This is a genomic window from Ensifer sp. 22521 (assembly GCF_052044795.1).
GTDB lineage: Bacteria > Pseudomonadota > Alphaproteobacteria > Rhizobiales > Rhizobiaceae > Ensifer.
This window is the reverse complement of the sequence record NZ_JBQENM010000006.1, coordinates 1-13,575: the sequence shown is the minus strand read 5'-3', so window position 1 is coordinate 13,575 and position 13,575 is coordinate 1. Positions and strand designations below refer to the sequence as shown.

The following is a 13,575-nucleotide window of genomic DNA, read 5'->3' as shown; positions in this document are numbered from 1 at the left end:
CACCATCAAGAACTCCGGCCACCGCCGGAAATTTGCGATCCAGTGTACGAGGAGGAAATGCAGCGACGGCGGATGAACACCTTGCGACCGCGGAAGTGCGATGCGTTTAACCGGTTGATCCGGTTCGACCACTCCCTGGCGCCAAGCTTTGGAGAAGCTCCGGCTGCCCGGTCGACTGTTCTATCCCGTCAACACTTTCTCCTTGTGACGCTTTTATGTTTTCTATGTCACATTGGCAAGGGAAAAGCCCGTGCCGCCACAATAATGATCGATTCGCTTGTCCACGTGGAGTAGGCCGGCAAATGATGAATCGATGGCGCCGGTGCGAGGTGGAAGATGGCCTTTGTCAAGCTTTGATTAACCATAAGGGTTCATTGATCAAGGTATGCGTTTGGTGGCCGCATCGGCCGCCGTCTGGTTTTGAGAAAGTGGCGGGGAGCCCAAGGTGAAGCCTTTGGCGGTTTGTATGCGCGGTTCGCTGTTGTCGTTGATGTCGCGGATGGGTTGGCGTTTGTTCGGTGCTTCGGTGCTCGTCGGCGGTCTCCTCCTGAGCGTGCCGGCCGCTCGTGCTGCCGAGCCGGGCCCGTTGCTCGCCTTTGGCGCGCGGATCGCCGGCGACGACGCGCGCACCCGGGTCGTCGTCGAGTTCGACCGCAAGCCGGATTTTTCCGTTCATTACGTGGCCGACCCCGTTCGCGTTGTCGTCGACCTGCCGGAAACAGCCTTCGGCCTGAAGGCGGACAGCCTCCAACCGCGCGGCCTGTTCGACGCGATCCGCTACGGCGGCATGGGCGCGGGCAATTCCCGTATCGTTCTTTCCGCGAAGGGGCCTGTTGCGGTAACCCATGCGGAGGTGATCGCGGAGGAGGGGGGCAAGGGCTACCGCCTGGTTATCGACGCCGAACGGGTCGACCAGACGCGCTTCGATGCGCTTCTCGGCGAACAGCAATGGACCGGTTCCGTCGCTGCGACGAAAACCGACAGACCTGTGGCCGTTGCGCCCACCAAGGACGGCGGTCCCTTCATCATCGCGATCGATGCCGGCCACGGCGGCATCGACACCGGTGCGCTTGCCGCCGAGACGAAGACGGAAGAGAAACACGTCACGCTGGCCTTTGCCAAGGATCTCGTCGAGGCCCTGAACAAGGGTGCCGGGATCGAGGCTTTTCTCACCCGCGACAAGGATGTTTTTCTCTCGCTGCCGCAGCGCGTGCAGATTGCCCGGAACAAGGGCGCCAATCTTTTCATCTCGCTCCATGCCGATGCGCTCCGCCAGAAGGACATCCGCGGCGCTACGGTCTATACTATCTCTGACAAGGCGTCGGACCATCTGGCCGCAAGCCTTGCCGCTCGCGAAAACCTTTCGGACGAAATCGCCGGCGTACCGCTTCAGAGCGAGCCCGCGGAGGTCGCCGATATCCTGATCGATTTGACCCGCCGCGAGACGCAGGCCTTTTCCGTCAACATGGCGCGCGCGGTGGTTTCTTCCTTCGAGGGCCAGATCAATCTCATCAACAACCCGCACCGCTTCGCCGGGTTCCGCGTGTTGCAGGCACCCGACGTGCCGTCGATCCTGCTGGAACTGGGCTTCCTGTCGAACAAGGAGGATGAGAAATTGCTGCTGGATCCGGAATGGCGCAAGAAGGTTTCGGAGCGTCTTGCCGTCGCGGTTCGGCGTTATCGCGAGCAGGCGGTTGCCAGCGGCGGCTGACGTTTGAAGGCATGCCCAGGAACGAAGTGATTTGTGTCGCCTTGGTAACAGCGTTATGCTTTTCAACTGGATGCGCACGCGATAATCGGAAACAGCCCTATTTTACGCACATTCCGGGAACCTAACCGGAATTGCGCCCGGATTTGTTGAGAAACGAGTTGAAGCCCGGGGTTCCTCGCCATATGAGGAGCCGGGCTTAGCGGGTTGCTGCGAAGCCAGACGATTTCTGACGGAAGAGTTTGGTCGGACTGACGCAATTAAGCCGGCGGGACAGAGCATGGACTGTCGCTCGGCGGTCCGGCAATTGAACGATAATTAAGGTACCGGTATCTGACTGATGATCAGGCTGATTGGATATTTCTTCGGGATTGGTGCGTTTCTGCTGCTTGGCGTGGCTGGAGCCGTGGCGCTTTATCTGGGCGTCGTCACCAAGGATCTACCGGACTACGAGGTGCTGGCGAAATACTCGCCGCCTGTAACGACGCGCTTTCATGCCGGCAATGGCGCGCTGATGGCGGAATATGCCCGTGAGCGGCGTCTCTATCTGCCGATCCAGGCGATTCCTGATCGCGTCAAGGCAGCCTTCATCTCCGCCGAAGACAAAAACTTCTACCAGCATCCGGGTGTCGATATCACAGGTCTCGCCCGCGCTATCGCGGTGAACCTGCAGAACTTCGGTTCCGGCCGTCGCCCGGTTGGCGCATCGACGATCACGCAGCAGGTGGCAAAGAACTTCCTGCTGAGCTCGGACCAGACGATCGACCGCAAGGTCAAGGAAGCGATCCTTTCGTTCCGCATCGAGCAGGCCTACAGCAAGGACCGGATCCTTGAACTCTATCTCAACGAGATCTTCTTCGGCCTGAATTCCTACGGTATTGCCGGTGCGGCGCTGACCTATTTCGACAAGTCGGTAACCGAGCTTACCATTGCCGAGACCGCCTATCTCGCAGCGCTCCCGAAGGGACCGGCCAACTACCATCCGTTCCGCAAGACCGAAGCCGCCATCGAACGCCGCAACTGGGTGATCGACCGCATGGTCGAGAACGGCTACGTCACCAAGGCCGACGGCGAAGAAGCCAAGAAGCAGCCGCTCGGTGTCAACCCGCGCCGCGGCGGCGCGCATCTCTTCGCCTCCGATTTCTTCGCCGAGGAAGTCCGCCGGCAGATCATTCAGAAATACGGCGACAACGCGCTCTATGAGGGCGGCCTGTCGGTTCGCACCTCGCTCGATCCGCGTCTGCAGATCGCGGCCCGTAAGGCGCTGCAGGCGGGTCTGCTGACCTACGACGAGCGCCGCGGCTTCCATGGTCCGGTGAAGTCGATCGAGATCGGTGGCGATTGGGGTGAGCCGCTTGGTGCCGTCGTCGCCTTCAGCGACGTGCCGGAGTGGAAGCTCGCCGTTGTTCTCTCTGTCGACGCACAGGGCGCCGAGATCGGCATCCAGCCGGAGAAGGAAGCATCGGGCAAAATCGTGGCCGAGCGCGTCACCGGACACATCTCCGCCAAGAACATGCAGTGGGCCTACCGTTCGGCGACTGGCGACCGCAAGTCGGCGAAATCCCCCGAAGGCGTCTTCGGCGCCGGCGACGTTGTCTACGTTGAGCCGCTCGCCGAAAAGGGCGAATATCGCCTGCGCCAGCCGCCGAAGGTGCAGGGTGGTCTCGTCGCGATGGATCCGAAGACCGGCCGCGTCCTGGCGATGGTCGGTGGCTTCTCCTATGGCCAGTCGGAATTCAACCGCGCGACGCAGGCGATGCGTCAGCCGGGTTCGTCCTTCAAGCCCTTCGTCTACGCCGCAGCACTCGACAACGGCTACACGCCGGCATCGGTCATTCTCGATGCCCCGATCGAAATCGTCGCGGGCGGTCAGGTCTGGCGTCCTGAAAACTATGGCGGCGGCTCCGCCGGTCCGTCGACGCTGCGCCTCGGCATCGAGAAATCGCGCAACCTGATGACGGTTCGCCTCGCCAACGACATGGGCATGAATCTGGTCGCCGAATATGCCGAACGCTTCGGCATTTACGACAAGATGCCGCCGCTGCTCGCGATGTCGCTGGGCTCCGGCGAAACGACGGTTCTGCGTATGGTCTCGGCCTATTCGGTGCTCGCCAACGGCGGCAAGCAGATCAAGCCGTCGCTGATCGACCGTATTCAGGACCGCTATGGCAAGACGATTTTCCGGCATGAGGACCGCACCTGCGACAACTGCAACGCGGGCGACTGGCAGAGCCAGGAAGAACCCGTCCTGACCGACAATCGCGAGCAGGTGCTCGACCCCATGACCTCCTACCAGATCACGTCGATGATGGAGGGCGTGGTGCTGCGCGGCACGGCCGCCGGCAAGATCAAGCTCGATCGTCCGGTTGCCGGCAAGACCGGCACGACAAATGACGAAAAGGACGCCTGGTTCGTCGGCTACACGCCCGACATGGTTGCCGGCCTCTACCTCGGCTTCGACAATCCGGCCCCGCTCGGCCGCGGTGCCACCGGCGGCAGCCTCGCGGTGCCGATCTTCAACGACTTCATGCAGGAAGCCGTCAAGGACACCCGCCCGAGCAAGTTCGTTGTGCCCGAGGGCATGAGCATGGTCGCCGTCAACCGCAAGACCGGCATGGCCGCCCAAGAGGGTGAGCCGGACACGATCATCGAGGCCTTCAAGCCCGGCACCGGCCCGGCCGACACCTTCTCGGTCATCGGCGGGCTCGATCAATACGTGCCGCCGGAGGAAATCCTGAAGAACTCGCCGCAGGCGAACCAGGCGGTGACCTCGGGCTCCAACGGTCTGTTCTAAGCCTTTCCCCTCTCGCGATGCCCGCCGCCTTTACATCAGCGGCGGGCATCGCTATTTGACGCTCAATTTCATATCGGGTTCACAAGAAGCAGGATTATGCGCAGCGAAATCGAGAACATTGTCGACGAAATCAAGCAGGCCATAAGCCTGCTGAGGAGGCATCTTTGACTGGGATCAGGCGGTAAGACGACTGGACTGGTTGAACAACAAGGCGGAAGATCCGACCTTGTGGAACGATGCTTCGGAAGCACAGAAGCTGATGCGCGAGCGCCAGCAACTCGACGACGGCATCAATGGCCTGCGTCGTTTCGAGCAGCAGCTCAACGACAACATCGAACTCATCGAGCTCGGCGAGGAAGAGGGCGACGCGGCGATCATCGCGGATGCCGAACAGGCGCTGCGTGAACTGCGCAACGAAGCGGCCAAGAAGCAGGTCGAGGCCATGCTTTCCGGCGAGGCCGATCAGAACGACACCTATCTCGAAGTGCATTCCGGCGCCGGCGGTACCGAAAGCCAGGACTGGGCCAACATGCTTCTGCGCATGTACACCCGTTGGTCCGAGCGCCAGGGATATAAGGTCGAGCTTCTTGAAATCCAGGACGGTGAAGAAGCCGGCATCAAGTCTGCGACGCTGCTCGTCAAGGGCCACAATGCCTATGGTTGGCTGAAGACCGAATCGGGCGTGCATCGCCTCGTTCGCATTTCGCCCTATGACAGCAATGCGCGCCGCCACACCTCGTTCTCGTCGATCTGGGTCTACCCGGTGGTCGACGATTCGATCCAGATCGACATCAACGAGAGTGACTGCCGCATCGACACCTACCGCTCGTCTGGTGCCGGTGGCCAGCACGTCAACACGACCGACTCGGCCGTGCGTATTACGCATATGCCGTCCGGTATCGTCGTGCAGTGCCAGCAGGAGCGCTCACAGCACAAGAACCGGGCCAAGGCCTGGGACATGCTGCGTGCGCGTCTCTACGAGTCGGAGTTGAAGAAGCGCGAAGAGGCGGCAAACGCCGAGGCTGCGTCAAAGACGGATATCGGCTGGGGCCACCAGATCCGCTCCTACGTTCTGCAGCCTTACCAGCTGGTCAAGGACATGCGCACCGGGGTCGAGAGCACCGCACCGGGCGATGTGCTCGACGGCGAGCTCAACGAGTTCATGGAGGCGGCGCTTGCGCACCGTGTCAGCGGTGGCGCGGATGCAGTCGTCGACGATTTGAACTAAGCGTCGTTGCGAGAGTTCTTGAATTGAAGAAGGCCGGGTGTTCGCATCCGGCCTTTTCTTTTGCTCAGTTCGAGGCGCGCTCGACCTTGATGTCGCCGAGATCATCGATGAGCACGGTCCAGGTCTCCGGTTCGCGGGCGGTCGGATCTGTCTTCAGATAGACGGTCGCGAACATGCCCGGCTGCGCGGTGACGCCGGTTGAGGTCTCCGGGCGAATGTCGGTGACATAGGCTTTGAGCGCCGAGAACTCTTCGAGCTCCGCCGAGGAAACCACCACCGGTCCGGCTGGCGTCGCTTCGATCTGCTGCAGATGGACCTGTGCCGTGCCATCCGTCTGGCGAAGCGCGATCAGCTTGTAGTAGCCGCGGCGGGCGTCGGTTTGCTTCTCGGCGGCCGCATTGGGATCGAGTGATGAAAGCGGCGCTCCGCTTTCCTCCCAGTAGCCGGTGCTCGTGACAAAGGTAGCCTGCGGCGGCACGACGTTGGCGTCCTCGGCCCTGGCGCCGGCGGTGCTCACGAACAGGAGAAGCGCGAGGAGGGCGGATCTTTGCATTGGGGATTGTCGTCCTTTCAAACCGCAGCTCCGCTGCCGCTTCGCTCCTACAGCGCCGCGCGTCTTATCAGACGCGCAAAGGTCGCTGTAGCACTTTGAATTGCTGCATGTTTTTGTCCTTTAATCGGCTACGATTAAAGGAAAACATGCAGTAGCCGTCGGAAAACGAGCCGTGGAGGATCATAACATATCGCGCGGAGAACGTGCGTTCAGTTCGAAAATTGCTCGGCCAGGATGCGGTCCGACCAGGAATGATCGGGATCCGAGAGGATGCGCGCCGTCATGTTCTCCGATTCGGCGATCCGCACCTTGACCACCGACTTTACTTCCTGATGGTCCGCCACGGCGTTCACCGGCCGCTTGTCGGCTTCCAGGATTTCGATCTCGACCGTGACATGGTTCGGCAAGAGCGCGCCGCGCCAGCGGCGTGGACGGAAGGCGCTGACCGGCGTCATGGCCAGAAGCGGTGCTTCGAGCGGCAGGATCGGCCCATGGGCGGAGAGGTTGTAGGCGGTGGAACCGGCTGGTGTCGCCACCAGCAGGCCGTCGCAGGTCAGCTCCTGGAGCCTTGTCTTTCCGTCGATGAGGACGCGAAGCTTTGCAGCCTGATAGGACTGGCGGAAGAGGTAGACTTCGTTGATCGCAAGCGCCGTGAAGCTCTCGCCGTAGACGTCGGTCGTCTGCATCTCCAGCGGATGGAACGCGTTCTCGACTGCCTGGCAGATGCGGTCCGTCAGGTTCTCGGTGCTGTACCGGTTCATCAGGAAGCCGACGGAGCCGCGGTTCATGCCGTAGACCAGTTTGCCGCTGTTCATGGTCTGGTGCAGCGTCTGCAGCATGAAGCCGTCGCCGCCGAGCGCTACGATCACATCGGCCTTCGCCGGATCGTTGTCACCATAGATCGCCTTGAGATCAGCCGCAGCCTTTTGCGCCTCCTCCGCAGAAGAGGCGAGGAAGGCGAAGGAGTTGAACGTTCTGGCCATGAAACAGTGGTCCGTTCGATGCGTTGCATGCCGCTAGCGGCGATCTCTGTCCATCGTTTCTGGCATGGCCCGAAGCCGAACGCATCTGAAAAATTGGGAGAATTCGCAATTTTGCTTTACACCGGATGAGATTATGGTAACTCCCACCGCAGCAAGTGCCCTTATAGCTCAGTTGGTAGAGCGGCTGATTTGTAATCAGTAGGTCGGGAGTTCGAGTCTCTCTGGGGGCACCACATCTGCCTTTTTCTGCTGAAATCGCGCATGTTTTGAAGCTTTAACCGCATTCGGATTTGAGACGCGGGGCCAAGCTGCGAATTGAGCAGTCAATCACGTTCAGCAAGGATCGCCATAAGAAAGGCGTGCCGATCCAGGTCGACGAACCGGAAACCGTGCACGGCCACCTCGCGGTCTTTCCAAAGGGTAACGGCGCACGATTGATTCTCGATGCGAGAATATTCGCTCTCGGGAGGCCGCAGGATGCGCCGCTCTTTCATTTCGATACCGAAGACGTGGCTGCGGCACATCATCACGCGGTCGCCCTCGGTGTCGAGATCGTCACGCCGGTGCAATTCGAGCAATGGTTCACGATCCGCGACCCCGACGGCAATGTCTTGATGATTTGCCGGTGCTGAGCGGGACTGCCTCGCGATGTCAGATGTCGAACGAGGGGGCCATGCGCATCGGAACCTCCCGGCATTTCTGCAGGGCGTTGAGAAGGTTTTCGGCGAGATAGTCGATCAGCGCCCGGGTCGCCGGCAGCATGCCCTGGCGAGACGGGAAGACGAGGTGCACCACGACGTCGTTCGAGGTCCATTCCGGCAGCACCGGCACGAGCACGCCGGCGCGGAAGGCGCGCTCGCAGATATGGTCCGGCAACAGCGCCACGCCCATGCCTTCGATCGCGGCGCGTTCGAGGATCAGGAAGTCGCTGCAGCCGATGATCGGACGATGGGAGATTTCCGTCGTGTTTCCGTCGGATGAGACGAGCCGCCAGACGTCGGTCGGGTGTTGTTCGTTCATCGACAGCGTCGCCTGCTGGCTGAGGTTGTCGATGGTGATGTCGCCCGAGCGGGCAAGGAACGTCGGGCTAGCGGCGAGCCGCTCGCGAACCTCGCCGAATTTGCGGATGATCAGCTGATTGTCGGTATCGAGCTGGCCGCGGGCGCGGAGCGCCACATCGATCCGTTCTTCGATCAGGTCGATGCGCCGGTTGGTGGCGGTGATCAGGAGCCGCACGCCGGGATAACGCCGGTGAAACGCCGGCAGGATATCCGCGAGCATCGGGGTGAAGCCGAGTGGGCAGGCGAGCCTGACGGTGCCCGAAGGTTCAGCCCGCACCGCCGCAATTTCGGCTTCGGCGGCCGCGACGCCGTCGAGCAGCCCCTGGCAATGTTCATAGAAAACCCGGCCGATGTCGGTGACACGCAGCTTGCGGGTCGAACGTTCAAGCAACCGCACGCCGAGCTGTTCCTCGAGGCGGGCCACATGTTTGCTGAGTTTGGATTTGGGTATATTGAGATCGCGTGCGGCAGCGCTGAAGCCGTTGTTGCGCACGACGGCGGCAAAGAGCCCGAGATCGTTCAGATCCTGCATTGTCCTGTCTCCGAGGTCCGGATGCTTTGCCCGATTGTTTCCGTCTGGAAACAGTATGTCAAATATCCGCTGGCTTATCGGTCGATTGTTTTCCGCTCATATGTGGAGCACCGCAACGCAAACACAAAGGTGTTCCCATGAACGTTCTTCATATCGACTCTGGTATCCTCGGCGATCACTCGGTTTCCCGTCGCCTGACGGCCGCACTCGCCGCTCAGATCAAGGCTGACCGCCCGGATGCCACCGTGACCTATCGTGATCTCGCCGCCAGCTCGCTCCCGCATTTGACCGGCGCCCAGATCATGGCTCCCGCCGATCTCGCAGGCGTGGATGCCGACCTTGCCGCCGACGTCAAGCTTGGCCGCGACATGCTCGAAGAATTCCTGGCGGCCGACACGGTCGTCATCGGCGCCCCGATGTACAACTTTGGCATCCCGAGCCAGCTGAAAGCCTGGATCGACCGCATCGCCGTCTCCGGCAAGACATTCCGCTACACCGAAAATGGTCCGGAAGGCCTCGCCAAGGGCAAGAAGATCATCGTCGCCTCGACCCGCGGCGGTCACTACTCCGCCGGCCCGGCCGCCGTCATGGACCACCAGGAATCCTACCTGAAGACGGTCTTCGGCTTCCTGGGCGTCACAGATGTGGAATTTGTCCGTGCCGAAGGTCTCAACCTCAGCGCCGATTCCAAGCAGTTTGCGATCGCTGAGGCTGAAAAGGCCATCGCGGAAGGCAACGTCCTTCGCCTGGCGAGCTAACATATAGGTTCAGCGGGTCACTGACGTGATCCGGTGGAGGGGCCCAGGCCCTGCGTGCGGACGGTGCCGGTTGCAAACGCAGCCGGCATTGTCCGTTTTGGGATTTCACAATCTGCTTTATAATGCATCGATGGTGGACCGGCGGACAATTCTGTTGGGCATGACCGCTGCGGTGGCTGCACTGCTCGCCGCCGACGCGGCGCGCGCACACAATTGCACGTGCCGCAACCGCGACGGTTCGAAATATGAGCTCGGACAGATCGCCTGCCTAAGGGTCGACGGCAACGTCTATATGGCGCGCTGCGAAATGAACCTCAACGTCTCCACCTGGAAGAAGCTGCGTGACGGCTGCCCGACGGCGGCCGGCATGAGCACGCCGCTGAGCCCTACGGAGCAATTGGTCAGTTTCTGACGAGGAGCAGCGGCTTGCCGCCCTCATTACGGTCTTTTTCGAAGCCGGAAGGTGTGGCGGTGAACGCGAGCGAGCTGCCGTCTTCGCCGAGCAGGGTTATGCCAAGTCCGTTCGCCGTCCAGCTCTTCAGTTTCAATTTTCTGACGGCGCTATCGCATGGCTCTTCGACGGACAGTGCAAAATTGCCGTCACTGTCGGCAGCCTCCTTAAAGCGCACATGGCAGATGGCGGTTCCGCCCGGCCGTTTCATCTGCCACGCGCCTTTCATGTTTGCCGGCGCCGGCAGATGCGAGATGCCGTCCACCGCGGTTACGAGGGCCAGTCGAGGCCCGTCCTCGCCGTTCGTCAGGAGCGGGGATCCCTCGCTCTCTTCAAAGCGGGCATGGACTTTTCGCAGGACGTCGATCAGCAGCAGGCCGCCGTTCCCGTCGAAATTCCAGGCGGCGACGTCGGCAAGGGTTGGCACACTCTTGGCGCAACCCTCGGCTCCGGTAACTGCGTAGCCGCCGATCGCCTCATCGGCGGTGAGGGTGAGCTTGCATCCTTCGGCGCCATCGAGCGGCGCGACCAGATAGTCGCCCGCCTGCGCCGCGATGATCCCGGGATCGATGTCGCCGGCGGCGAAGGCGGTGTGTGAACCGAGGCAGACTGCACCCAGAACGAGCAGCCGAAACATAGGAACGCGTGACGCAACTGCGACAACCATGGAGCTCTCCGATCCCAACGCGCGGAGATTTCCACAGTCACATTTTCGCGTCAATGCGCCAGCCCTTGCAGCAGTGTGGGATGACGCCGTCGCCCGCTTGGTCGTCGCCATGGGCGGCCGGCTGCGCGTGGATGTCAGCGGTTCAGGAACTGGCGCGCGGCATACATGGCGATTGCTGCCGCGTTCGACACGTTCAGCGACTTGATCGCGCCCGGCATGTCGAGGCGGGCAAGGTCGGTCACGATCGAACGGGTCTTCTGCCGCAGTCCCTTGCCCTCGGAGCCGAGAACGAGCGCGATCTTCTCACCGCTGAATGTTCCTTCAAGCGGCTGCGGTCCTTCCGAATCGAGGCCGATCGTCTGGAAGCCCAGCCGATGGAGTTCTTCGATGGCATCCGCAAGATTGGTGATCTGGATATAGGGAATCATTTCCAGCGCGCCCGAGGCGGATTTGGCGAGAACGCCCGATTCGGTCGGGCTGTGGCGCATGGTGGTGATCAACGCACCGGCATCGAAGGCGACGGCGGAACGCATGATGGCGCCGACATTGTGCGGATCCGTCACTTGGTCGAGCACCAGAATCAGCGGGCAGTCGCGAAGCGCTTCGAGCTTGCGATGCGGCAAGGGGCGCGTCTCGAGCATCACGCCCTGGTGGATCGCATCGGGGCCGAGGATCTTGTCGAGATCCTGCGGCGTCACGGTTTCGACCGGGAAGGGCAGGGCCGAAAGCTCGTCGAGCTCCAATCTTGCAGCGGCGTTCGGCGTCACGCTGAGGCGAACGAACTGGCGCGCCGGATTGTCGAGGGCGGCGCGAACCGTATGCAGGCCGTAGAGCAGAACCTGCTCGGGCGCGAGCTGCGGTGGCTTCCAGTCGGCCGGCGCCTTGCGGCGCTTCTCCTGTTTTAGCGTTGGGATTTCGCCGCGTTCCCGCTTGGCGTCGCGGTGGGCGCGCCTGAGGTTGGCGTAATGGGTGTCCTTGGCGCTCTTGTCGCCGGTGTGATCTTTGCTCATGGGCGTCTTATAGAGGGGTTGCAGGCGTGGCGAAATGGTTTTCGATGAGCGGTCCGGAATTGTCGCTGTGGAGAAATTCGGAAATTTTCCACTGACCCGTGTTGACAGGAGGAAAGAGGGCGGTCATATACCCGGCCACAGATCGAGAGGCGGCAACGACGCGTCGCTGGTTGTCTCACGATCTCAAATGCTTGGTCGAAAGATCCCGACAGAATAATGGAGGGATGCCCGAGTGGTTAAAGGGGACGGACTGTAAATCCGTTGGCTCAGCCTACGTTGGTTCAAATCCAACTCCCTCCACCATTCTGCTTCTGGATCGAAGGCCCGCGGGTATAGCTCAATGGTAGAGCAGCAGCCTTCCAAGCTGAATACGCGGGTTCGATTCCCGCTACCCGCTCCAGCAGCGAACAGCCTCCTTATCCGAATTAATCCGATGCTCCAACGCTTCGCGGTAAGTCATTGTTTGTCTTGCTTGCGGAGCGATCCGTGATTCGCGCATGCCTGCCCTTGTGTCGGCGCTTCAGCGTTCTTACATATCGGCAGGAAAAGGCCGTCGGCGACCGGTCCGGGCGTACGCAATTAAGTCTTGCGCAAATCCCCTGAAACCCTTAAACGGCTCCACAAACCGGCCCTGCCGGCTGATCATTCATACTTGACCACAGGAAACGTACCCATGGCAAAGAGCAAATTTGAGCGCAACAAGCCGCACGTTAACATTGGCACGATTGGCCACGTTGACCATGGCAAGACGTCGCTGACCGCAGCGATCACGAAGTACTTCGGCGAGTTCAAGGCGTATGACCAGATCGACGCTGCGCCGGAAGAAAAGGCCCGTGGTATCACCATTTCGACGGCCCACGTTGAGTACGAGACGCCGAACCGTCACTACGCTCACGTTGACTGCCCCGGCCACGCCGACTACGTCAAGAACATGATCACCGGTGCGGCTCAGATGGACGGCGCGATCCTGGTTTGCTCGGCTGCTGACGGCCCGATGCCGCAGACCCGCGAGCACATCCTGCTCGCCCGCCAGGTTGGCGTTCCGGCAATCGTCGTGTTCCTCAACAAGGTCGACCAGGTTGACGACGCCGAGCTTCTCGAGCTCGTCGAACTCGAAGTTCGCGAACTTCTGTCGTCCTACGAATTCCCGGGCGACGACATTCCGATCATCAAGGGCTCGGCTCTTGCAGCTCTGGAAGATTCGGACAAGAAGATCGGCGAAGACGCGATCCGCGAGCTGATGGCCGCTGTTGACGCCTACATCCCGACGCCGGAGCGTCCGATCGACCAGCCGTTCCTGATGCCGATCGAAGACGTGTTCTCGATCTCGGGCCGTGGTACGGTTGTGACCGGTCGCGTTGAGCGCGGTATCGTCAAGGTCGGCGAAGAAGTTGAAATCGTCGGCATCCGCGACACGTCGAAGACGACGGTTACGGGCGTTGAAATGTTCCGCAAGCTGCTCGACCAGGGCCAGGCCGGCGACAACATCGGCGCGCTGATCCGTGGTGTTAACCGTGACGGCGTTGAGCGTGGCCAGATCCTGTGCAAGCCGGGTTCGGTCAAGCCGCACAAGAAGTTCATGGCCGAAGCCTACATCCTGACGAAGGAAGAAGGCGGCCGTCATACGCCGTTCTTCACGAATTACCGTCCGCAGTTCTACTTCCGCACGACGGACGTGACGGGCATCGTGACGCTGCCGGAAGGCACGGAAATGGTCATGCCGGGCGACAACGTCACCGTTGCCGTCGAGCTGATCGTTCCGATCGCGATGGAAGAAAAGCTGCGCTTCGCGATCCGCGAAGGCGGCCGTACCGTCGGCGCAGGCATCGT

Annotated in this window: 12 protein-coding genes and 3 tRNA genes; 10 read left to right on the top strand and 5 right to left on the bottom strand. The window is 61.2% G+C overall.

Annotated features, from left to right (window positions below):
• Window positions 1-499 precede the first annotated feature (499 nt).
• From ACTJKE_RS09850 to prfB, 3 genes are all read left to right on the top strand, one after another.
• Window positions 500-1,711 (top strand): N-acetylmuramoyl-L-alanine amidase, encoded by a 1,212-nt coding sequence (locus tag ACTJKE_RS09850; protein WP_348272233.1) that lies wholly within the window; start codon window positions 500-502, stop codon window positions 1,709-1,711.
• Between the two features lie 337 nt (window positions 1,712-2,048).
• Entirely contained in the window at window positions 2,049-4,502 is a 2,454-nt protein-coding gene (locus tag ACTJKE_RS09845) for a penicillin-binding protein 1A (protein ID WP_057252260.1), read from the top strand.
• A 96-nt stretch (window positions 4,503-4,598) separates the two neighbouring features.
• A protein-coding gene (gene prfB / locus ACTJKE_RS09840; RefSeq protein WP_112995481.1) for a peptide chain release factor 2 occupies window positions 4,599-5,730 on the top strand; the annotation gives its coding sequence in 2 pieces (ribosomal slippage) (window positions 4,599-4,667 and window positions 4,669-5,730; 1,131 coding nt in all).
• Between the two features lie 64 nt (window positions 5,731-5,794).
• On the opposite strand, the gene ACTJKE_RS09835 is transcribed toward prfB, so the two are convergent.
• Both ACTJKE_RS09835 and ACTJKE_RS09830 read right to left on the bottom strand, forming a co-directional pair.
• Entirely contained in the window at window positions 5,795-6,283 is a 489-nt protein-coding gene (locus ACTJKE_RS09835) for a hypothetical protein (RefSeq protein ID WP_057252258.1), read from the bottom strand.
• A 209-nt stretch (window positions 6,284-6,492) separates the two neighbouring features.
• Window positions 6,493-7,266 (bottom strand): NAD kinase, encoded by a 774-nt coding sequence (locus ACTJKE_RS09830; RefSeq protein ID WP_057252257.1) that lies wholly within the window; start codon window positions 7,264-7,266, stop codon window positions 6,493-6,495.
• A 157-nt stretch (window positions 7,267-7,423) separates the two neighbouring features.
• On the opposite strand from ACTJKE_RS09830, the gene ACTJKE_RS09825 reads away from it, so the two are divergent.
• A tRNA-Thr gene (locus ACTJKE_RS09825) sits at window positions 7,424-7,499 on the top strand.
• Window positions 7,500-7,625: 126 nt separating this feature from the next.
• On the top strand, window positions 7,626-7,898 hold the full coding sequence (locus tag ACTJKE_RS09820) for a VOC family protein (RefSeq protein ID WP_162261312.1): 273 nt from the start codon (window positions 7,626-7,628) through the stop codon (window positions 7,896-7,898).
• A 19-nt stretch (window positions 7,899-7,917) separates the two neighbouring features.
• Here the strand turns inward: ACTJKE_RS09820 and ACTJKE_RS09815 are convergent, their stop codons facing one another.
• Window positions 7,918-8,859: a LysR family transcriptional regulator gene (locus ACTJKE_RS09815; protein ID WP_057252255.1), complete on the bottom strand. Its 942-nt coding sequence runs from the start codon at window positions 8,857-8,859 to the stop codon at window positions 7,918-7,920.
• A 137-nt stretch (window positions 8,860-8,996) separates the two neighbouring features.
• On the opposite strand from ACTJKE_RS09815, the gene ACTJKE_RS09810 reads away from it, so the two are divergent.
• Together ACTJKE_RS09810 and ACTJKE_RS09805 are read left to right on the top strand one after the other, a co-directional pair.
• Window positions 8,997-9,617 carry an FMN-dependent NADH-azoreductase gene (locus ACTJKE_RS09810; RefSeq protein WP_113132766.1) on the top strand — a complete coding sequence of 207 codons (621 nt, stop codon included), beginning with the start codon at window positions 8,997-8,999 and terminating at the stop codon, window positions 9,615-9,617.
• Between the two features lie 160 nt (window positions 9,618-9,777).
• Window positions 9,778-10,029, top strand: a complete 252-nt coding sequence (locus tag ACTJKE_RS09805; protein WP_162261311.1) for a hypothetical protein — start codon at window positions 9,778-9,780, stop codon at window positions 10,027-10,029.
• Here ACTJKE_RS09805 and ACTJKE_RS09800 read toward each other — a convergent pair.
• On the bottom strand, window positions 10,019-10,735 hold the full coding sequence (locus tag ACTJKE_RS09800) for an AprI/Inh family metalloprotease inhibitor (protein ID WP_082615946.1): 717 nt from the start codon (window positions 10,733-10,735) through the stop codon (window positions 10,019-10,021). The genes ACTJKE_RS09805 and ACTJKE_RS09800 overlap by 11 nt on opposite strands.
• Window positions 10,736-10,869: 134 nt before the next feature.
• Entirely contained in the window at window positions 10,870-11,745 is an 876-nt protein-coding gene (locus tag ACTJKE_RS09795; RefSeq protein ID WP_113132767.1) for a TrmH family RNA methyltransferase, read from the bottom strand.
• Window positions 11,746-11,963: 218 nt separating this feature from the next.
• Between ACTJKE_RS09795 and ACTJKE_RS09790 the strand changes: the two genes are divergently transcribed.
• The 3 genes from ACTJKE_RS09790 to tuf form a co-directional block, all read left to right on the top strand.
• Window positions 11,964-12,048 (top strand) — tRNA-Tyr (locus ACTJKE_RS09790).
• Window positions 12,049-12,071: 23 nt separating this feature from the next.
• Window positions 12,072-12,145 (top strand) — tRNA-Gly (locus ACTJKE_RS09785).
• A gap of 273 nt (window positions 12,146-12,418) precedes the next feature.
• Window positions 12,419-13,575 (top strand): elongation factor Tu (gene tuf / locus ACTJKE_RS09780; RefSeq protein ID WP_057252251.1); only part of this gene is annotated, 1,157 nt, incomplete at its 3' end.